This window comes from Paeniglutamicibacter psychrophenolicus (genome assembly GCF_017876575.1).
In the GTDB taxonomy this organism is placed as follows: domain Bacteria; phylum Actinomycetota; class Actinomycetes; order Actinomycetales; family Micrococcaceae; genus Paeniglutamicibacter; species Paeniglutamicibacter psychrophenolicus.
This window is the reverse complement of record NZ_JAGIOE010000001.1, coordinates 156,958-177,271: the sequence shown is the minus strand read 5'-3', so window position 1 is coordinate 177,271 and position 20,314 is coordinate 156,958. Positions and strand designations below refer to the sequence as shown.

General features: G+C 64.0%; 14 protein-coding genes. 7 read left to right on the top strand and 7 right to left on the bottom strand.

Annotation, left to right across the window (positions count from 1 at the left end; genetic code table 11):
- Positions 1 to 85: 85 nt before the first annotated feature.
- Positions 86 to 1,246, bottom strand: a complete 1,161-nt coding sequence (locus tag JOF46_RS22490) for a GAF domain-containing protein (protein WP_281070077.1) — start codon at positions 1,244 to 1,246, stop codon at positions 86 to 88.
- A 154-nt stretch (positions 1,247 to 1,400) separates the two neighbouring features.
- Between JOF46_RS22490 and JOF46_RS00780 the strand changes: the two genes are divergently transcribed.
- Both JOF46_RS00780 and lhgO read left to right on the top strand, forming a co-directional pair.
- Positions 1,401 to 1,970, top strand: coding sequence for a histidine phosphatase family protein (locus JOF46_RS00780; protein ID WP_209905580.1), 570 nt, complete (start codon positions 1,401 to 1,403; stop codon positions 1,968 to 1,970).
- Between the two features lie 117 nt (positions 1,971 to 2,087).
- Positions 2,088 to 3,287: an L-2-hydroxyglutarate oxidase gene (gene lhgO, locus JOF46_RS00775; protein WP_209905579.1), complete on the top strand. Its 1,200-nt coding sequence runs from the start codon at positions 2,088 to 2,090 to the stop codon at positions 3,285 to 3,287.
- A 21-nt stretch (positions 3,288 to 3,308) separates the two neighbouring features.
- Here the strand turns inward: lhgO and JOF46_RS00770 are convergent, their stop codons facing one another.
- Positions 3,309 to 4,553 carry a hypothetical protein gene (locus JOF46_RS00770; protein ID WP_209905578.1) on the bottom strand — a complete coding sequence of 415 codons (1,245 nt, stop codon included), beginning with the start codon at positions 4,551 to 4,553 and terminating at the stop codon, positions 3,309 to 3,311.
- Positions 4,554 to 4,676: 123 nt separating this feature from the next.
- Positions 4,677 to 5,924: an exonuclease domain-containing protein gene (locus tag JOF46_RS00765; protein ID WP_209905577.1), complete on the bottom strand. Its 1,248-nt coding sequence runs from the start codon at positions 5,922 to 5,924 to the stop codon at positions 4,677 to 4,679.
- A gap of 128 nt (positions 5,925 to 6,052) precedes the next feature.
- Between JOF46_RS00765 and JOF46_RS00760 the strand changes: the two genes are divergently transcribed.
- Positions 6,053 to 7,306 carry an APC family permease gene (locus JOF46_RS00760; protein WP_209905576.1) on the top strand — a complete coding sequence of 418 codons (1,254 nt, stop codon included), beginning with the start codon at positions 6,053 to 6,055 and terminating at the stop codon, positions 7,304 to 7,306.
- A 186-nt stretch (positions 7,307 to 7,492) separates the two neighbouring features.
- Positions 7,493 to 9,223 carry an aa3-type cytochrome oxidase subunit I gene (ctaD, locus tag JOF46_RS00755; RefSeq protein WP_209905575.1) on the top strand — a complete coding sequence of 577 codons (1,731 nt, stop codon included), beginning with the start codon at positions 7,493 to 7,495 and terminating at the stop codon, positions 9,221 to 9,223.
- A 106-nt stretch (positions 9,224 to 9,329) separates the two neighbouring features.
- Here the strand turns inward: ctaD and JOF46_RS00750 are convergent, their stop codons facing one another.
- Positions 9,330 to 11,111 carry a BCCT family transporter gene (locus JOF46_RS00750; protein WP_245347954.1) on the bottom strand — a complete coding sequence of 594 codons (1,782 nt, stop codon included), beginning with the start codon at positions 11,109 to 11,111 and terminating at the stop codon, positions 9,330 to 9,332.
- A 228-nt stretch (positions 11,112 to 11,339) separates the two neighbouring features.
- Positions 11,340 to 12,011 carry a response regulator gene (locus JOF46_RS00745; protein ID WP_209905574.1) on the bottom strand — a complete coding sequence of 224 codons (672 nt, stop codon included), beginning with the start codon at positions 12,009 to 12,011 and terminating at the stop codon, positions 11,340 to 11,342.
- Between the two features lie 359 nt (positions 12,012 to 12,370).
- On the opposite strand from JOF46_RS00745, the gene JOF46_RS00740 reads away from it, so the two are divergent.
- Positions 12,371 to 13,633, top strand: coding sequence for a sensor histidine kinase (locus tag JOF46_RS00740; protein ID WP_209905573.1), 1,263 nt, complete (start codon positions 12,371 to 12,373; stop codon positions 13,631 to 13,633).
- Positions 13,634 to 14,077: 444 nt separating this feature from the next.
- Positions 14,078 to 14,701: a malonic semialdehyde reductase gene (locus JOF46_RS00735; protein WP_209905572.1), complete on the top strand. Its 624-nt coding sequence runs from the start codon at positions 14,078 to 14,080 to the stop codon at positions 14,699 to 14,701.
- Positions 14,702 to 14,827: 126 nt separating this feature from the next.
- On the opposite strand, the gene JOF46_RS00730 is transcribed toward JOF46_RS00735, so the two are convergent.
- Both JOF46_RS00730 and JOF46_RS00725 read right to left on the bottom strand, forming a co-directional pair.
- The gene (locus JOF46_RS00730) at positions 14,828 to 15,955 is read right to left on the bottom strand and encodes a hypothetical protein (RefSeq protein ID WP_209905571.1); all 1,128 of its coding nucleotides are present in this window, start codon (positions 15,953 to 15,955) and stop codon (positions 14,828 to 14,830) included.
- Positions 15,956 to 16,024: 69 nt separating this feature from the next.
- Positions 16,025 to 19,396, bottom strand: a complete 3,372-nt coding sequence (locus tag JOF46_RS00725; protein WP_209905570.1) for a DEAD/DEAH box helicase — start codon at positions 19,394 to 19,396, stop codon at positions 16,025 to 16,027.
- Positions 19,397 to 19,507: 111 nt separating this feature from the next.
- Between JOF46_RS00725 and JOF46_RS00720 the strand changes: the two genes are divergently transcribed.
- Entirely contained in the window at positions 19,508 to 20,122 is a 615-nt protein-coding gene (locus JOF46_RS00720; RefSeq protein ID WP_209905569.1) for a metallophosphoesterase family protein, read from the top strand.
- Positions 20,123 to 20,314 lie beyond the last annotated feature (192 nt).

Below are 20,314 nucleotides of genomic sequence, written 5' to 3'. Positions count from 1 at the left end.
GAAAGCATGTTGCGATGGAGACGATGCTATGAGCTGGATCACAGTGCCGCGAGGGTTGCAAGAGGTTGCAACGCCCGCCCAAACCTCAAGCGCGGAAGCTTGCCGGCAGGCCAAGCCGGTAGGGGCGGGACTCGATCAGCCCGCCGAGCCTGGCCCGCAGCCGCGACAGTTCGGCGCGCACCGTGACGGTCGTGGTGGTCCCCGGCAACTGCTCCATGAGCCCGTGGGCGTCAAGGCCCTCGGGGTTCGCCACCAACAGGGCCAGGATCTGGCCGTGCCTCTCGCTGAGCCGGATCTCGGTGCGCTGTCCATCCTGGACGAGCACGGCCACCGGCACCGGGGCCAGCTCCAGTTCCAGCCGGGCGTCCGTCTCGCGGTTTCCACCGTGCAGCAGCCAGCCCCCGGGGACTTCTTCGGCCAGGACCGCCCCGAGTTCGGGGAGCCAGGTCCCGCCGGCGCACAGGTTTCCGGGCAGCCGCAGGCGGTTCCCCACCCCGAAGCCCGCCGAATGCGCCACCCAGCCCTGCGCATCGACCAGCACGTGCCGGCCCGGCGGGGCTGGAACCGAGCCCGCCAGCAGGTGCAGTTCACGATCGTGCCGCGCGGCCAGCAGGCAGGCGGCCTCCCGCGCGGTCGCGCTGACCAGGGCCAGCGTGTGCGGGTGCGCGGTGCGGTAGGACCCGGAGAGCGTGATGGCGCCAAGCACCTGGCCGGTGCGTTCCTCGATGATCGGGGCGCTGGTGCACACCCAGGTGTGTTGTTCCTCGCGGGCGTGCTCGGGGCCGAAGATCTGCACCGGGGTGCGTTCGGCCATGGCGGCGCCCAGCCCGTTGGTGCCGACATCGGTTTCCCGCCAGCGCGCCCCGGCGACGAATCCGATGTCCTCGCTGCGCCGGCGGATGGGGGAGGGCCCGGCAACCCACAGGACGTAGCCCTCGTCGTCGCTGATGACCAGCTCGTTGCCGGCGTCCGCGGCTAATTGCAGCAGGCGCTCCTCGAGCATCGGCACCAGGCCCGACAGTACCGCCGCGCGTTCCCTGCGGTCGACAATGTCCCCGGTGCCCAGCGGCCGGATGGCCGGGTTCTTCAGCGACTGCCGCTGCCACGAGCGGGCCACCACGGGACGCACCGGTGCGGGGATGGCCGCGGTGCTGGCCCAGGCCCGGTGCAGGGGCACCAGCGAGCGGGCCTTGGCCGCCGGATCCTCGAATGCAGCCAATGCGGCCTCCAGCCGTTGCGGCCTCATGTGTCCCACCTCTCACCCCTTAGAGGATCGCACGGAAGCGGAATCCGTGAAAGGGGCCCCGACCCATGGGCAAGCCCCGCCCGGTTTCGAGGGGCCGCTGCCCTTCGACGTCACAAGGTGGGCGATGGAGGGCACGAACCGGGAGAATGAAACCATGAAACTCGGATTCATTCGCCATGGACAAACCAACTGGAACGCCGAAGGCCGCCTGCAGGGCTCCAGCGACATTCCGCTCAACGACGTCGGACGCCAGCAGGCCCGTGACGCCGTGGCGGTGCTTGGAGCCGGAACGTGGGACGCAATCGTCAGCTCCCCGCTCTCCCGGGCGCGTGAAACGGCCGAAATCATCGCCGCCGGCCTGGGCATCGAACTGGGCCGCAGCTATGACGAACTCATCGAGCGCGACTACGGCCAGGCCGAGGGCATGACGGACGAGGAATGGGAAAAGCTCTGGCCAGAAAAGTCCGGCGGCGGCATCGAGGCCCTGGACTCCGTGGTCGCCCGCGGAAAGGCCGCGATCGAGAAGATCGCCGCGGACTTCCCGGGCAGGAACGTCGCTGTGGTGTGCCACGGAACGATCATCCGCTACACGCTGTCCGCGCTCGCCGAAGTCCAATTCGACAGCATCCTCAATGGCTCGGTCTCGCTGCTGGACAACGACGAAGGGCCCTGGAAGGTGCGCAGCGTCAACGGGGAAACGGTGGGCGCACCGCTCACCCGGTAGCCGCTTGGCCTCAGGCGCCCGCTCAATGCCCTCTCTATCTGAGGCGCCGCCGTGAGACGATGCAATGGCCAGGCAGGGCCGCTGGCACCACCATTTGCACGGGGAGAGCGGGAAATCATGGCCGAACGCATCGGGATCGTTGGCGCCGGGATCGTGGGCCTGGCCATCGCCCAGGCGCTGGCCCGCACGGGGGAATTCGACGTGACGGTGTTGGAGAAGGAATCCCGTGTGGCCATGCACCAAACCGGCCACAACTCCGGGGTCGTGCACGCCGGGCTGTACTACCAACCCGGCTCGCTCAAGGCCGAACTCTGCGCCAAGGGGCGGGCGATGACCCGTGAATACTGCCAGGAGCATTCCCTCCCGTACCGCGAGGCCGGGAAGCTCGTGGTGGCGCTGAACGCCGGCGAGGTCCCGCGGCTCGATGAGATCCAGCGGCGCTCCGTCCTGAACGCGGTTCCGGACCTGGCCCGCGTCTCCATGGCGCGGCTGCGCGAGATCGAGCCGCACGCTGCGGGGGTCGCTGCACTGCACTCCCCGCACACCGCGGTCGTCGACTACGCGGCGATTGCCGAAACCTTGGCCAACCAGGTGCGGCGGGCCGGCGGCAGGGTGCTGCTGAACCAAAAGGTCGTGGCCGTTGAATCCTCGGCCGGAAGCTGCCGCGTTTCCACCTCCGGCACCACCCACGTCTTCGACCGGCTGGTGGTCTGCGCCGGCCTTCATTCCGACGCCATCGCCAGGCTGGTCGGGGCCTCGGACTCGCCACGGATCCTGCCGTTTCGCGGCGAGTACTGGTCCCTGGCCCCCGAGCGCAACGATCTGGTCAAGGGCATGATCTACCCGGTTCCGGATCCCGCGTTCCCGTTCCTCGGGGTCCACTTCACCCGCGGGGTCTATGGCGAAACGCATGTGGGGCCCAACGCCGTACCGGCACTGGCCCGGGAGGGGTATTCGTGGGGCAGGATCTCGGTCCGCGACACCCTCGAGTCCCTGCGGTGGCCAGGGGCCGGCGCCCTGGCCAAGGCCCATTGGAAAATGGGTGGAAAGGAGATCGCCGCCTCGCTCTTCAAACCGCTGTATTTCAAGGCTGCGCAGGCCTTTATCCCGGAACTGCTGCCCTCGGACCTGCGGCACAAGACCACGGCGGGTGTTCGCGCCCAGGCATGGTCCAAGGACGGTTCGCTGCTTGATGACTTTGCCGTGGACCAGGTCGGGCCGGTCACGCTGCTGCGCAACGCGCCCTCGCCGGCGGCAACCTCGTCCATGGCCATTGCCGAGCACGTCTTGGCGAACCACCTGGGAATCCGGACCTAGCCCTGCCGCGGTTTGCCGGACTCAGGCCGGCGGGTAGTTGTCGAAAGCCGCGGCCTCGTCGGCAGGGTCCTTGAAACGGACCGCAACCTCGGAGGCCTTCGCGAGTTCAAGGACCAAGGGCTTCAGCAAGGCCGGCGGGATGGAAAGGCATGAACCAATCTCGACCAGCCCCTCGTCGCGCAGTCGTTCCAGCCGTCGCCAGGCAATCGCAATGATGTCGGGCTCTCCCCGCGGATCAAGATCGGGAAGGCCTCGGACCGGGTGCTTGAGCACCTCGACATTGATCGGTTCAACCGCGGCCTCCAACAGGAAATACCGGGTCAGGTACCCCATTTCCATCTCCTGGTAACGGTCACTGACCTCCTGGGAGAATGCCCCGTACATGTTCCGGGCGATAGTGCGAACAACCTCGACAAGGTTCGCGGATGGATCCTCGAGGAAGCCGATTGCCTCGGGGCTCGGGTAGGCACGGCTGGCACTGAGCTCGATCAGTCCGGCACCGACCAGCGCGTCCCAATAAAGTTCAAGCCGGCCGACGCCTGCCGCGCTCTTGAACAGGACCGGACCGCTCGTGGGTTGCCCTCCGACCGGAAGGGCGCCGGAGACGGGCACGGCATCGACATCCAGGGCTGCGGCGGCCTCCTGGACGTGCTTCTTGTTCAGCACCTTCAAGCTGGTGATCTCGCGCCTTGGTCCGAGCCATTTCAGGAACGAGAGCACCCTCCTGGCCACAGGCAGCTTTCCGATGACTTCGGTGACCTCGTCCTCGGAGAGCTTGGGGACGGTGATGATGGCGGCCTGGAGCTCGGGGATCGGGGAGTAGGACGGCTCGAATCTGGGAAAGCTGAAGCACTTGAAGTAGGTGTCGAGCTGCACGAATTGCTCGTGGGTCCCGCCCCAGGTGCCGGTGGTGTGCAAGAACTCGAGGTAGGCGCCAAAGACGTGGGTCATGTCCAGGAAGTCGTTGGTTTTCCCGAAGAACATCAACTCATCCAGTGTTGCCGCGAAGGCCTGGACGTTCAGGAAGGTGATGTCGCTGTTCCTGTTGTGGCGTGCGTAGTGTCCGAGGAAGGCTGTGATTCGTGCCTTGAGCTCGTCACCGCGGACATCAAAATTCTTCTCGCGGCACCAGGCTTCGAACGCCGGGAGCACGCTTGGAATCTCGCGCCGTATGCGATATTCGCCGATGCTGACGATGGCCGGCCCGCGGGATTCCCGGGGTGCCGGTTCGGCATTCTTGGCTGTTTTCGGGTCTTTGTGAGACATTTTCATTCCACACGTGTCGGGCTTCGTGGCAATGCCTCATGGGGACGGCAAGGCCGCTATCGGTTTGAGCATACTAGCGAGCCGGAGCCGTTGGTACAGCGAACGACGGTTTTCTCGGCCGTCTCAGTGCCCGGCCGGATGAAGGACCTGGTTCCACAGGTAATCCTCGCCAACCACCGGGATGCCGTATGACCTGGCCTTGCGGGCCTTGCCCGAGAGGCTGTCCGGGTCGGCGGCCACCAACAGCTTCACCTTTTTCGTCACCGCCGGGTGCGACTTGAACCCGGCGGATTCCAGTTCGGCCTCGATGGCGCTCCGGGGCCGGGTCATGTCCCCGGTGAGCACGACGAGGTCCCCGGGCTCCAGGAACGACGAAGACGCGGCGTTCACGGAAGGGGCCCGTGGCGGGGTGGCCGGCCTGGCCAGCGATGCGGCCTCGAGTTGCGCGGAAGAGATGCCAAGCAGCTGGGCGATGGTTGCCAGGTCGTCCAGCTCGTCGTGGGTGAGGACGCCGTCGGCCCAAGCTGTGTCGGCGACCGAGGCAAAATACTGGCCGTGCAGTTCGATGACGGTGGTCCTGCTCAGTTCGATCTCGTCTGCCATCGCAACCAAGGCGGATTGCTCGTGGGCCGAGAGGTACCGGTCAAGCAACGCGCGGTCGAGCAACGCCAGGTATTCCTGGTGTTCGGCCGGCCCGGTGATTTCGGGCAGGCGAACCACGATCCGGTCTACGAAGTGGGTTTCCCTGGTTCCCTCCGTGGAACGGTGCACCGGTGCAAACAGCGCGGGAGGAGTGGCGGCGTGCCAGCTGGTGGCCGCGGCCTGCTCCAGCAGGTAGTCCCAGTCGTCCAGGTCCGGGTCAAGCTCCATGTACCGGGACAGGAGCACCGCGGTGGCCTCGGCGTCGTCCCCGGCGCTGTGCGCATGGCGCAGCTCGATGCTGAACGAATCGCAGCAGTCCTGCAGGGAACGCCCGGCTCCGGGCAGGTATTCGTGGGCCATCTGCATGGTGCACAGGCCGCGGGGCAGGTAGAAGTCCGGCAGGGCCAGCCCCGCACGCTGGAATTCGGCGCCGAGGAAGCGGACGTCGAAGCCGAGGTTGTGCGCGACGACGATGGTTCCGGACAGCCGCCAGTCAAGCTCCTGGGCGATGTCGACGAAGCGCGGTGCCTCGAGGATGTCCTTGGCACGGATCCCGTGGATGGATTGCTTGCCCAGGTCCCGTTCGGGGTTGACCAGCGTTTCCCACCGATCCAGCACGGTGCCGGAGCGGTCGAGGGTGATGACGGCAATTTCCGCTATCCGGTCGTGGTTTCCCGGGAAAAGCCCCGTGGTTTCCGTGTCAATCACGGCGAAATATCCCTGTGCCATGGAGGCCCCCGCTTCTTGCCCGTATCCGACGATGTGTTTTGATCCTAGGCCACCCGGCCGGGCCGTGGGCGTCTGGCTGTGTGTTCGGGCCCCACCGGGTGTTAACTTTCGTGTAGTAAGACTTATGGATGCAATCTCAGGGCGGGAAAGAAGTGGGGCCAAGCCTTCAACGTCGTTTGGGCACCTTTGACGCGGTCATGATCGGGTTGGGTGCCATGATCGGGGCGGGCCTTTTTTCAGCCTTCACGCCCGCGGCCTCCGCGGCCGGTTCCGCGCTCTTGGTCTCCCTGTTCCTGGCCTCCGCAATTGCCTATGCCAATGCTCGTTCCAGCGCCCAGCTCGCGGCACGCTACCCGACCTCCGGCGGCACCTATGCCTATGGGCGGGAGGTGCTGGGGCCGTGGCCGGGGTTCATTGCCGGGTGGGGATTCGTGGTCGGCAAGACTGCATCCGCCGCAGCCATGGCGTTGACCTTTGCCACCTATACGGTCCCCGGGCCCTGGGTGAAGCCGGTGGCCGCCGTGGCGGTGGCACTGCTCGTGGGCGTCAATTGCCTGGGCGTTACCCGCACGGCGACCGCGGCAAGGATCATCGTCACCGCGGTCCTGGCGCTCCTGGCAGTGGTCCTTGTGGTGATCCTGGCGGGAGGACATGCTCCGCCGGAATACGTTGCCGGGACCAACCACGGGGTTTTTGGCGTCTTGCAGGGAGCGGGGCTGTTGTTCTTCGCGTTTGCGGGTTACGCGCGTATCGCGACCCTGGGTGAGGAAGTGCGCAACCCGTCCCGGAGCATTCCTCGGGCCATCGGGATCGGGCTTGGCATCGTGGTGGTCCTCTATGCCGCGGTGGCACTGGTGCTGATCGATGTCCTGGGGACGGCCGGCATTGCCCAAAGCCCCAAGCCGCTGGCGACCGCTATGGGAGACTCTTGGGCGCTTCCGTTGGTACAGGTTGCGGCGGCGCTGGCTTCCCTGGGTGCGTTGCTGGCCCTGGTTGCAGGGATCGGACGCACCGCCATGGCAATGGCCCGGGAGAACGACCTGCCCCGGGCACTCTCGGCCGTGCACCCTCGGTTCTCCACGCCTTTGAGGGCCGAGCTCGTCGTCGGTGCCGCGATCCTGGTGCTCATCGCATTCTTCGACCTGGGCACGGCCATCGGCTTCTCGTCGTTCGGGGTCCTGGTCTATTACCTGATCGCCAATATCTCGGCCGCGAGGCAACCGAAGAACGAGCGGTTGGGGCCGGTCTGGCTGGGGGTTGCCGGGGCCGCTGGCTGCGCGGTGCTGGTCGCCTCGCTTCCGGTATCCGCCGTCATCGGCGGACTGGCCATGTTCGCCGTGGGCCTGGGGTATCGCGCGACAAGGCTTCGGTTCGGCGGCTGAGTTCGGCCCCGGACCTGGCAGGTGGCACCGGTGCCTTCCGGTGGCCAACCCTAGCAACTTTGCGCAAAGAAGAGCATGCTGGGGAAGAACCACACATTTCGAACCACAGAAACTTCGTGGGTCGGTTGCCCGGCCGGGGAACAGCGGGCGGCTGCCACGTCGTTTGGGGAAACCGTGAGATGAAAAATGGCAACCTATGAATACGCAACGGATGAACTGACCCGCGACCAACCAAGGGCCGTCCCGCTGACCAAGGGCAGGATGATCGTCGGCTGGCTCACGACCACCGACCACAAGAGGATCGGGTACATGTACCTGATCGCCTCGTTCACTTTCTTCTGCCTGGCCGGCGTGATGGCGATGCTGATGAGGGCGGAACTGTTCGACCCCGGCCTGCAGATCGTGCAGACCAAGGAGCAGTACAACCAGCTGTTCACCATGCACGGCACGCTGATGCTGCTGATGTTCGCGACTCCGCTTTTTGCAGGTTTTGCCAACGTGATGATGCCGTTGCAGATCGGGGCGCCCGACGTCGCGTTTCCCAGGCTCAATGCGCTGGCCTTCTGGTTCTTCCTCTTTGGCTCGACCATCGCGATTTCGGGCTTCCTGACCCCGCAGGGCGCGGCGGCGTTCGGCTGGACCGGGTATGCGCCGTTGGCGAACACCACCTTCAGCCCCGGCATCGGCGGTGACCTCTGGGTCTTCGGCCTGGCGCTGTCGGGCTTCGGCACCATCCTGGGCGCGGTCAACTTCGTTACCACGATCATCTGCCTGCGTGCCCCGGGCATGACCATGTGGCGCATGCCCATTTTCACGTGGAACACGTTGATCACCGCGATCATGATCCTGATGGCGTTCCCGCCGCTGGCGGCGGCGCTGTTCGCCCTGGGTGCGGACAGGCGGTTCGGTGCGCATGTGTATGATCCGGAAGCGGGCGGCCCGATGCTGTGGCAGCACCTGTTCTGGTTCTTCGGGCACCCCGAGGTCTACATCATTGCGCTGCCGTTCTTCGGCATTGTCACCGAGATCTTCCCGGTGTTCTCCCGCAAGCCGATCTTCGGCTACAAGGGATTGATCTTCGCGACCATCTCCATCGCGGCGCTTTCGATTTCCGTCTGGGCCCACCACATGTATGCCACCGGCCAGGTCATGCTGCCGTTCTTCGCCTTCATGACCATGCTGATCGCGGTGCCCACGGGCGTGAAGTTCTTCAACTGGATCGGCACCCTCTGGCGAGGCTCTGTCACATTCGAGACCCCGATGCTCTGGAGCATCGGATTCCTGGTGACCTTCCTCTTCGGCGGGCTGACCGGCATCGTCCTGTCGGCACCGGGGCTGGACTTCCATGTGACCGACACATACTTCGTGGTGGCGCACTTCCACTACGTGGTCTTCGGCACCGTGGTGTTCGCCATGTTCGCGGGCTTCTACTTCTGGTGGGCGAAGTGGACCGGCAAGATGCTCAACGAGCGACTGGGCAAGATCCACTTCTGGATGCTGTTCGTGGGCTTCCACGGCACGTTCCTGATCCAGCACTGGCTGGGCGTCATGGGGATGCCGCGTCGCTACGCGGATTACCTTCCCGAAGACGGGTTCACCACGATGAACCAATTCTCGTCGGTGTTCTCCTTCATCCTGGGAGCTTCGATGATCCCGTTCTTCTGGAACGTGTGGATCACGCATCGCCACGGCAAGAAGGTGGTCGTGGACGATCCGTGGGGCTTTGGCGGATCGCTGGAATGGGCAACATCCTGCCCGCCGCCGCGCCACAACTTCAACTCGATCCCGCGCATCCGTTCCGAACGCCCGGCCCTAGACCTCCACCACCCGGAGCTCGGCGCGCGGACAACCCCGCGAGGCCCCGTGGCCAAGGTGTTCGGCCCGGCACAGCAGAAGGACACTGACGAATCGGGCTGATGCCGGACTCCCGCAGCGACAGGAATGCGGGTCGAAACGAACGTGGGGTGGTGGTTCCCGTCCTTGGACGGGAACCACCACCCCACGTTGCCGTTTGCCGTGCGTGCTAGTTGGTGGACTTGGGGTGCCCTCCGGGCTGTCCGGCATCGGCCTTGGGTGCGTCTGCGCCATGGACAGCTGTCGCGCCAACTAAGACAGCCGGCACCGCGGCATCGGCTCGACGACCCTGGGGAACGGCCCGGCGCAGCCTTGCCGTCAGGTTCTGGAGATTGAGCAGCTGCGAATCCCGGTTCGGGCCTTCAACTTCCAACCCGTAGAAGTCACCGATGTGGTCCACGAACGCCATCCGTCGGGCCTTCTCATAGACCTTCACTTCACGGGAAAACGCCCGGTACGTCGCCCAGCAGATCATGATCAAGACAATGCTGAAGGGCAACGCGATGACGATGGCTGCGGTTTTGAGGGCTTCGAGGCCTCCGGATATGAGCAGCGAAGCGGCCAGCAGGGAAGTGGCCAGCGTGAAGAAAATGCGGATCCAGTTCTTCGGTTCCACGTCGCCGCCGGTGGCGATCATGCCCATGACCAGTGCGCCCGAGTCGGCCGAGGTGACGAAGAAGATGACAATCATGATGATTGCCCCGACCGTCAGCACGGAACCGGCCGGCAAGGTGTCCAGCATGGCGAACAACGCGCCTTCGGTGTCGATCGAGCGGTCGGCAGCCACGAGGTTCCCGGTGCCTTGCAGCTGGCCGTAGATCGCGGTTCCTCCCAGGACGGCGAACCACAGCATGGTGACAACCGTGGGGACCAGGATGACTCCGCCAACGAACTGGCGCACCGTGCGGCCGCGGGAGATCCTGGCGATGAAGATGCCCACGAACGGGGCCCAGGAAATCCACCAGCCCCAGTAGAACGTGGTCCACACGCCCTGCCAGGCTTCGCCTTCGGCGCCGGTGAAGGCACTGACGTTGAAGGACATGGCAAGGAAGTTTTGCAGGTAGTTGCCGATCGACTGCACGAAGTTGCGCAGAAGGAATTGCGTGGGACCAACAATCAGCAGGAAGGCGACGAACACCCCGGCCAAGATCAGGTTGGTGTTCGAGAGCCACTTCATGCCCTTGCCAACGCCCGAAAGCACGGAGAAGAGCACCAGGCAGGTGACGACGGCAATGATGACGATGTCGATGAATTGGGAGGCCTTGAACATGCCGGCGCTTTCCAGGCCGGCACTGATCTGCAGGACGCCCAAGCCCAGTGAGGTGGCCACACCGAAGATCGTGCCGACCAGGGCTACAACGTCAATGAGGTTGCCGAGGCCGCCATGGACCTTGCGACCCAGCAATGGTTCGAGGGTCCAGCGGATCGAAATGGGTCGGCCTCGCCGGTGGATCGCGTAGGCCAGGGCCAACCCGATGACAACGTAGATCGACCACGCATGGACGCCCCAGTGCAGGAACGTTTGGGCCTGGGCCTGTTGGGCAAGGTCTGCCGGGGACCCCGAAGCGCCGGGTTTGGGTGAGGCAAAGTGGCTCAGCGGCTCGGAGACGCCGTAGAAAACCAGGCCGATGCCCATCCCTGCGGCAAAGAGAAGCGAGAACCAGGAACCCAGGGAGAACTCCGGTTCGTCTTCGTCCTTGCCGAGCTTGATCTCGCCGAATTTCCCGAATCCCAGCCAGAGACTGAACACCACAAAGCCCGTTGCAATCAGGACGTAGTACCAGTTGAAGTATCCGATGATCTTCGTCTGGATGGATGAGAAGAATGACTCTGCCGTACCGGGCATGGTCATGGCGAACGTGGCAAAAACAATGGTGATAATGGCCGCGGGCCAGAAGACCCACCGGTGTACACGGGGTGATGTACTCGTCTTTGTCTGTTCGGTTGTCATTTCCCGAGCCTATGGGATGGCAGGGGGCGACCAACAAGAAAGGTGGGAATCACCACCAAATTTGCGAAACTTTGAGAATCTATGAATTGGAGTTCAACTTAGGAAAAAACTACAAGGTTTTCCAGACAAAAGTAAGCCCCGCACATACGGTTCAGGGGTCGGATTCGGAATCGTACAAGGCGTTGGTGGTGAAGCGCTCGGAGCACCCCAGAGCCATTCGCCGACCGGTTAGTCCATATGAAGCTCGACCAGTCCGTATTGGGCGGCACGAATCAGGGCCTGGACCCTGTCCCGGACGCCGAATTTTGCCATGACTCGACTCAGGTGGGCTTTCACAGTTGCCTCGGAAATGTGCAATTCTGCGGCCATCTCCGGATTGTTTCTGCCCCGTGCGAGTAGTTGGAGGACTTCCTGCTCCCGCTCGGACAGAGCCATGGGGTTCGGCCCGATGGAACTGCTGGGCTTTACGTCGTGGGCTTCGCGAATTGCGCGAATTAGGTCCTGCGACACCGACGCGGAAATCGCCGCGCTTCCGTCTTGCACTGCCTGGATGGCTGCGAGGATTTCCGTGGGCTCGGCGTCCTTGACCAGGTAACCAGCGGCTCCTGCGCGAAGAGCCGGGACCAGGTATTCCTCCGAGGAAAATGCGGTGATGGCAAGTACGCCAATGCCCGGGTAATTTGTGGTGATGATGCTGGTTGCTTCAACACCGTCCATGCGGGGCATTTGCATGTCCATGAGGATTACATCCGGATTGTTGCCCGCGCAGAAGTCGACGGCTTCGATGCCGTTTGTCGCTTCTCCAAGCCATTGAAACCCCGGGGCGGCTTCAAGGATGATTTTGAGGGCTTGGCGCATGAGTGGTTCGTTATCAACCACGAGAACTTGGATGTCGGTCACAGCCTTGAGTCTAGTGAGCTTTTGGGTAATCAGCGTCTTTGATGGTCAACAACATGAACTTTTGGGAAAACACCTGTTGACTTATGGAAATAAGTGCAAGAATGAGCAACATGACTCGTAAAACTCGTATCTTCGCTGCTGTAACCATGTCCGCTGCCCTGTTGCTGCCGGCCGCCATCCCTGCTCAGGCTGCCGTTGTCTCAGGTCCCATATCCCAAGGCTCTTCTCTCCCGGTTGCTTCGCCTGCCGGTGCATCTGATGCATTCAATGATTGGCTGTGCCGTTACCTCGGTGCGGCATGCCCTAGGTAGAACTCGGGGCTCATAGGAATGAGTCCTACTTTGGGTGAGAATAGAGCGGTGAATCCAACCGTTTCTGACTCTGAAGTCGCTAGCGAGAAGTCGTCCTCCACTTTGGGAAGGACGATTCTCCTGGTGGCCAGCTGTGTTGTCGCACTGCTTTTCGTCACCGATATTGTGAGCCTTGTCAGCGAATCCGACCCGGTTAGATTTCAGCGGCGTGCGACTGAAGCCAGCGTCAACGCAACCTACACTCTTTCTATTGGACTGCTTTGGGTCCGGGCGCGGTACGCAGTCATCGTCTCAATTGTTGCCATGGCGCTGACCGTTTTTACGGGCGCCTATCTTTTCTCGCTGCTCGTGGTTCCCCTACTGGTCGGTCTGATTAGTTTGGTGGAAACTCGCAGGTTTGCTTTCAGGTACCTATGTATAACTGGACTCTGGGCCATCCTGATCATCGTTGTCAGATCCTATGACGTGGGTTTCCTGATTATTCTCGTGCCGTTGCTAGCAGTGGCCTATTTTGTGGCACTTTTCGCTCGAAAGTACCAAGATCAGCGTGAGTCCGACAGACGACGCATCGAAGACCTGCGCCGCAAGCAGCAAGAAGCCGTGGAGGCCGAGCGCAAGGCCATTGCCAGAGACCTGCACGACATCGTGGCCCATGACATCACCGTGATTTCCATGCAGGCCAAGGCCGCAGGTTTTTCGGGGGATCCCGCCGTTGCCCAGGCCGCGCTCAAGGTCATTGGGAATACCTCGAAGGAGGCGCTGCAGGACCTCCGCGTCATGCTCAACGTCCTGCGATCGGACGGGTCCGCGACCCGCGTGGACGGATCACTCGTTGACTCGGCGGGAAATGCAGCCAGCAGCCTAGAGATCCTCATCGGTGTCGAGGTGTTTGCCGAGCGGCTGATTGATCTTGGCCATCCGACGAAGACCATGGCCGATCCGAGGCTTGCTGGCTTGCCGCAGTCCGCGCAGGCCGCGCTATATAGGGTTCTGCAGGAATCCACGACGAATATCGTCAAGCATGCGGAGCCGCATGCCGCATGTCGCATTGAGGCACTCGTGGTCGGGGACCGGGTATGGCTGGAAATTGCCAACTCGCTACCCCGCCACGTCATGGACCAAGGTTTCGACGTTGGCGGGCACAGCTCGGGCATCGTCGGCATGTCCGACCGGATGGCGGCCTTCGGCGGCACCCTCTCCGCCAAGCGAGTCCGCGGCGATTGGGTGGTGCGTGCCGAACTCCCGGCCACCACCATCGACCAAGACCTCAAGGCTTCCGAGGACACCTCCGAGGCCTCGGACCAATTGTGAGGTTACCTCATCAAGTATGGCCAAAGGTCTAATGTGCAGCGCTCGTCCGAGTGGATAGAGTAGGTACTACATCGGCGGAATGGCCGATTGATGGGAACTAGGAACGTTTTGCGAGTGGCGTTTCCAGAACTCATTTCCAGCACGCCAGACGACGCCAGCCCCGCGAACCGAGCCCCCAAGTTGGTTCGCAGCACAGGAATCACGTCAAATGCTTTCCCCCAAGGAGCATTTGGCATTGAAGGTTCCTAGGTCGCTTCTACCCCAAGAGAAGCCACCATCGGCGTCGTCGGGCGTGCTGATGTTTAAGCTCATGGTTGCCCCGATTTTCCGGTGATTGGCCCGGCGGGTGATGCGCTTCACAGGCCCCGAGGGAATGCTTCCCGTGGCTGTGGCGGTTCTGCCTGGTAGGAAGCCGCCGAAGAACCGCAAGGAGAACACCCCCAGATGAGCGTTGAAACCGCCGCAACCGTGTACGACCAACTGTCGATCGATGCCGACACCGCAGACAAGCTCTTCCTTGAAGCCCGCACCGCAAACACCTTCTCCGAGGAAGTCGTGGCCGACGAGACCCTCGATGCCATCTACGAGCTCACCAAAATGGGCCCGACGATGATGAACAACCAGCCGCTGCGCATCACCTGGGTCAAGAGCGCCGAGGCCCGCGAGGCAGTCGTCGCCAAGATGATGGAAGGGAACCGGGCCAAGTCCCTGGCCGCCCCGGCGCTTGCGGTGCTTAGCTACGACGCCGACTGGCACGAACAGTTTCCGGTGTTCTTCCCCCACGCTCCCGAGCGCAAGGCCATGTTCGACCAGGATGCCGCCTCGCGCGCCGAAATCGCCAAGAACAATGCCTGGATGCAGGCCGGCTACTTCATCATGGCCGTTCGCGCGGCCGGACTGCACGCCGGCCCGATGGGCGGCTTCGACGCTGCCGGAGTGGATTCGGTCATCAACGCGGACTCCGCCAACCACGCGTTCCTCATCGTCAACGTGGGCGCCCCCGGCGAGAACCCGTGGTTCGATCGCCTGCCGCGCCTGGACGTCGACGTGGCAACCACCAGCATCTAGACATCCGGCCAAGCCCGAAGCAAGAACGTCGTGGGGCGGTGAAGATGCCAGGCATCTTCACCGCCCCACGACGTTAAGCATTGGAACCTAGGCCAAGACCTCTTCGGCCACCCGGGTCAGCGCACGTTACAGCGGGGCGCGAAGCACGCGCGGCACGCGGATGTGCTTGCCGATGCGCACGAGTCCCTCGGCCTCGGCGGCACGCAGCAGGGCCTCGGCGGCCGGCACGGTCTTTGCGAAGAGCGGCTGCAGGTGGGCCTGTTCCGGCTCCAGCTCCCCGGCTGCGGGAATCGAAAAGGCTGCCTCGGTGCGCGGGGGATTCGCCGATCCGGCCTTGGCCAGCAACGCGGCGGTCATCTGCGTGACGGTGTGGTCCGCATCCGGACCCACGGCATTGAGCAGGATGTGGGCGTAGAGTCCCTCGGCCACCAGGTCCTTCGCCCCGCGGGCGCTGAATCCCGAATCGGCGTTCAACGCCTCGGCCACCACCGGGTTGGGAAGTGCCCTTCCCTTTTGGAAGCTCAGTACCCCGGCACGCAACAGCGCATCCCAATAGGTGCCCAGTTTCGGAAGCTGAGCCAATGTGGCAACCGAGGATCCGGCCTCGGGCACCCAGCCCGGCCGTGCATCCTCGGATTCCGGGTCCAGGCGGACCTCGAGCCCGACGGCCGCGGCGGCCGAAACCAGGTCGGTGGGCAGCAGCAATCCGTCCTCTGCCACCTCGCGGCCCTCACCCACCCAGGCCAGCAAAGCCCGAGCCGTGGCCACCATCGGCAGCTTGGCCCAGCGCTCGTCCGCGCTGGCTTCGTCAAGCTCGTGAACCACAACGGGGGATTGGCCGCCCTGGGCCGACAGCAGGTCGAAGACGGCCTTGAATTCCTCCACCTCTCCGCTCCAACGGCCGGTTTCGGCCAAAAAGAGCATGAACTCGCGCAGCATGGCGGCGCACGCGACGGCGACCTCGTCGCCAAGCTCGCGCAGGTCCGTGAACTGGATGGCCAGCGCGTCATGGTCGAGCTCGGACACCGCCACCTTCCCGCGCAGCCGGGCATGGACCGTCAGCAGGGTGACCAGGCCCTCGACGCCGGCCTCGGAGTCGTCCGGGGTGTGGCGCTGGTTGAAGAAGGCACGCAATTGCGCGGCGTAGGGCCGCATGGCCGTGCGGACCTGGTCCTCGAACTTGGAGGCGCCGGCGCTTGGGTTGCGTCCCGGGTGCCCGCTGCGTGGCGTGCCGGCGGATTTTGATTTCGACATGTTGGTGTCGTCCCCCTCTGGGCTTGGAAAATTCTGGGTGCTACTTGGGTGGTGCCTTCCGGCTCCGTGCTAATCCGCGAAGAGCGAGCGAACGTCGTCGGCGCTGATCGCCGAGGCAAAGGCGGCATCGTCGTCGAGGACCGCGGTGAAGAGCTTGGCCTTCTTGTCCTTCAGCGCCATGACCTTTTCCTCGATGGTGTTCTTGGAAACCATCCGGTAGACCATGACGTTGCGCTTCTGCCCGATACGGTGGGCACGGTCCACGGCCTGGTTCTCCGAGGCCGGGTTCCACCACGGATCCATCAGGAAGCAGTAGTCGGCCTGGGTGAGGTTCAGGCCGAACCCGCCGGCCTTCAGCGAAATCAGGAACACCTTGACCTTGCCGGAGGTGAAGGACTCGATGACCTTGGCGCGCTTGGTGGTCGAGCCGTCCAGGTAGGCGTGCTCGATCCCGGCCTCGGTGAGCCGGTCGCTGGCCTTGGACAGAAACGAGGTGAATTGGCTGAAGACCAGGGCGTTGTGGCCCTCGGCGGTGAGGTCCTCGAGCTGCTCGAGCAGGGCGTCGAGCTTGCTGCTGGGAACGGAGGCGTACTCCTCGTCGATGAGCGAGGCATCCAGGGACAGCTGGCGCAGCTTGGTCAGCGAGGAGAACACCGCAAAGCGGTTCTTGTCCATGTCCTCGAGCATGCCCAGCACCTTCTGGCGTTCGCGCTGCAGGTGCCGCTGGTAGATGACCCGGTGCTTGGGCGCCAGGTCGAGCTCCAGGATCTGCTCCTGCTTCTCGGGCAGGTCCGTGGCCACCAGTTCCTTGGTGCGCCGCAGCATCAGCGGGCGGATCCGGCGGCGCAGGCGCTTGAGGGCCTCGTTGTCGCCGTCCTTCTCGATGGGCTTGCGGTAGGTCTCGTCGAAGCGCTTGAGTGCGGGGAAGAGCCCCGGGGCGGCAATGGCGAACATCGACCAGAGCTCGGAGAGGTTGTTCTCCATGGGGGTGCCGGTGATCGCGAGCTTGAAGGGCGTCGGGAAGTCGCGGGCCTGCTTGGAGGCCTGCGTGGCGGGGTTCTTCACGAATTGCGCCTCGTCCAGGATCAGCCCGGAGAACCTGGTGGCTGCGTATTCGTCCTGGTCGATGCGGAACAGGCCGTAAGAGGTGATCATGATGTCGACCTCGGCGGCGATCTCGTGGGCGGGGACCCCGCCGCGGCGCACGGTCTCGGTCATGTAGACGCTGCGCAGGTTCGGGGCGAAGCGTGCCGCCTCGGCGGTCCAGTTGGAGACCACGGAGGTCGGGGCCACCACCAGGAACGGCGGCATCTTTCCGGTCGACTCGTCGTGGTTGTCCTTGGCGTGCTGGATCAGCGCCAGGGTCTGCAGCGTCTTGCCCAGTCCCATGTCGTCGGCGAGCACCCCGCCCAGCCCGTTGTCGTAGAGGAAGGAGAGCCATTCGAAGCCCTCGAGCTGGTAGGGGCGCAGCGTGGCGTCGATGCCGGCCGGCAGCGGGGCGTGGTCGACCTCGAGGATGTTGCTCAGTCCCTCGGTGGAGTGCTTCCACGCGGCCGACGCCTCGACGTTGGTGGCGATGTCCTTGAGGTCTTCCCAGAGCGAGGCCTGGTGCTTGGAAATCCGTATGGTGCCGTCGCTTGTGGCGTCCGACAGTGCGCGGGCCTCCTCGATGAGCCGGCGCAGCTGCTCGTATTCCGGGCGGTCCAGGGCAAAGTACTTGCCGTCGGGCAGCATCAGGTATTCATCGCCGTGCGCCAGTGCCTGGAAGAGCTCGGTGAACGGGACCTTGTTGCCGTCGATCGCGACTTCGACGCCCAGGTCGAACCAGTCGTTGGTTTCGGTGTTCTCGGTCGAGATGGTGATTAGCGGGTTGGAGGTGAGTTCCTCGAACTCCGGCTGTTCGCCGTCGATGTGTACCCGCAGGTTTTCCAGGGCCTGCAATGCCGGCAGCGCCTCGGTGATGAACCGTGCCGCCGCGACGCCATGCAGGCGCGGTGCGACCCGGGTGGCGGCAACGTTGCGTTGCGGATTGGCGAAGGCATCGGCATAGGCCTGGGGGAAAGAGGCGATCGCTGCGGCGACTTCGCGTTGCATGGCCAGCTCGGCCTTGGGGTTGCGTTCGGTTCCCGCCACCAGCTCCAGGGGCACCTGGTGGTTGCCGTAGGAATAGCCCCAATGCAGGTTGATGCCCGGGACCGAGGTTTCGTCCTTCTTTTGCTTGCGGACCGGGTTCTGCTGGCCGGCGAAGTGCTCGACGCGCAGCAGCATGACTGGTTCCAGCGAGGTCGGCACCTCGACGGAGTGGTCGATCGAGGAGAGCTCGGAGGCCTTGGCGAGCTTGGGCAGGTACTCCTGCTCAAAGTTTTCCCGCCCGTTGGCCGGGATGGTGACCTTCTTGTCGGTGGCCAGCAGGCCGGTGACCAATGCGGGGAGCTTGGCGCGGGAGGGCGCCAGGTGCAGGTCCACGTTCTTCATGCCCTCGGTGGTGTCCCACCAGAAGACCCCGTGGTCGGCCACGGCGCCGAGGAAGTCGCTGTCGAAGTCCGGCGGCAGCACATCGACCGAGGGACGGATCCGCAGCTTCTTGCCCTCGGAGGCGATGTCGGTGCGGACCGCGACCGGATCGTGCACCCGGACCGAGGATTTTGCCGACTGGCCGCGCAGTTCGATGCCCAGCGCCGCGGCCCGTGCCAGGTGGTTCCACACCATGGGGGTCAGGAAATCGCTGGCCGACAGGTGGGTCCCGTTCCACGCGACAAAGGAGTTCAGCTGCAGCAGCGTGCAGAACCACTCGACCTGGTCCGGGTCGTAGGAGTAGTCGAAGGGCAGGGTCGGGATGCCGCCGGTGCGGGTGTAGCGGAAATGCTGCCAGGCCAGGTTGCCCGAGACCCAGCGGCCCTTGTCGTTGAGCTGGACCGGGCGCAGCAGCAACTCCAGCTTGGAGGTGTGCGGGATGGTCCCGTCCTTGATCTTGGCCATGGCCGAGGCCTGGTAGCGCTGCAGGGTCTTCGGGCGCAGCTCAAATTGAAGCCCCAGGGTGCGCTGCTCGGTTTCCTGCCCGGCGGCACCGCCGTCCCCGATGAGCGAGTCCAGCGTGCGCTCCCACGGGGCACGCGGATCGGGATCCTCGTAGTTTGTCTCGTCCCACATGTAGGCGAAAAGCGCGGCCGCGGCGTGCTTGCAGTTCGAGCCCACCGGGCAGGTGCAGATTCCCAGCTGGGGCATGAGCAGCCCGTGGCGCACCTGGGAATGGACCGCGGTGCGGTAGACCATGCCGCCGGAGCCCAACACCGAAGCGCGCACGATGCCCATGGGCTCGACCCAGTTGACGTCCAGGACCCTGCCCTGGCTTGCGTAGGCCGCCCCGCGATCCAGGCTGAGTGGTCCGACAAGCTCACGGATCAGTGTGGTGGAGTTGAGCAGTGGTGCAACGGAAGACATGTCAATAGTCTAAAGGCGGGCACCCACGCCACGGAGCCAAAATGGCCGCAGTGGGCCTGTGGGCTGAAACCCGCCGGGAACGTCCGGGTGGCGGGGAAAGAGGCGGAAACAATGGGAAGCACCTGGTTTACCTCCGATACCCACTTCGGACATGCCCGCATCATCGAGTCCTGCCACAGGCCCTTTGCCGACGTCGCCGAAATGGATGCCGAGATCATCCGGAGGTGGAACCAGGTGGTGGGCGCCGCGGACACTGTCTGGGTGCTGGGGGACTGGGCCCTGGGTGACAAGGCCCGCGGGCTCGAGATCGTCTCCGAGCTGCACGGCACCAAGCACCTGGTCGCAGGCAACCACGACGCCTGCTGGCCCGGGCGCATCGGGGCGCAGCGCCACCTCCGGCAGTTCCTCGATGCGGGCTTCGCCTCCGTGCAGGATTTCGCACGCGTCAAGCTGCCCGCGACGGTGAAAAATGTGCCGGGGCGCAAGGTGCTGCTCAGCCATTTCCCGTACGCGGGGGATTCCCATGGCGGCGACCGCTATGCGCAGTTCCGGTTGCGTGACGAGGGGGCATGGTTACTGCACGGTCACGTCCACAATGCCTTCCTGGTCTCGGGCCGGGGCATCAACGTCGGGGTTGACATGCACGGTTTCGCCCCGGTCGGCGCCCTGGCGCTGGCGCAAGTGATCGATTCAACCGAGGATGGAGACAGGCCAGACACCGCGTGACGGGTCAGAAACCCGTCCTCCGAACGACTCGACGCAGAAAAAATGATAAACGATCGTCTTTACCGTATTTAATGCAAACAACAAGGTGCTGTGGCCTGCGTCACCGATGAAAAACGAAGTCCCGTTGCTTCGCGCCGCATTCCCCGCCAAAGTTGAGCCCAAGTGTTAGAAAAATCTTGAATGGAGTGTGAA

Excerpts from the sequence above, each read along its gene's own strand:
- JOF46_RS22490 (WP_281070077.1), bottom strand. The coding sequence starts at position 1,246 with ATGAGGCCGCAACGGCTGGAGGCCGCATTGGCTGCATTCGAGGATCCG.
- JOF46_RS00780 (WP_209905580.1), top strand. The coding sequence starts at position 1,401 with ATGAAACTCGGATTCATTCGCCATGGACAAACCAACTGGAACGCCGAA.
- lhgO (WP_209905579.1), top strand. The coding sequence starts at position 2,088 with ATGGCCGAACGCATCGGGATCGTTGGCGCCGGGATCGTGGGCCTGGCC.
- JOF46_RS00770 (WP_209905578.1), bottom strand. The coding sequence starts at position 4,553 with ATGTCTCACAAAGACCCGAAAACAGCCAAGAATGCCGAACCGGCACCC.
- JOF46_RS00765 (WP_209905577.1), bottom strand. The coding sequence starts at position 5,924 with ATGGCACAGGGATATTTCGCCGTGATTGACACGGAAACCACGGGGCTT.
- JOF46_RS00760 (WP_209905576.1), top strand. The coding sequence starts at position 6,053 with ATGCAATCTCAGGGCGGGAAAGAAGTGGGGCCAAGCCTTCAACGTCGT.
- ctaD (WP_209905575.1), top strand. The coding sequence starts at position 7,493 with ATGGCAACCTATGAATACGCAACGGATGAACTGACCCGCGACCAACCA.
- JOF46_RS00750 (WP_245347954.1), bottom strand. The coding sequence starts at position 11,111 with ATGACAACCGAACAGACAAAGACGAGTACATCACCCCGTGTACACCGG.
- JOF46_RS00735 (WP_209905572.1), top strand. The coding sequence starts at position 14,078 with ATGAGCGTTGAAACCGCCGCAACCGTGTACGACCAACTGTCGATCGAT.
- JOF46_RS00730 (WP_209905571.1), bottom strand. The coding sequence starts at position 15,955 with ATGTCGAAATCAAAATCCGCCGGCACGCCACGCAGCGGGCACCCGGGA.
- JOF46_RS00725 (WP_209905570.1), bottom strand. The coding sequence starts at position 19,396 with ATGTCTTCCGTTGCACCACTGCTCAACTCCACCACACTGATCCGTGAG.
- JOF46_RS00720 (WP_209905569.1), top strand. The coding sequence starts at position 19,508 with ATGGGAAGCACCTGGTTTACCTCCGATACCCACTTCGGACATGCCCGC.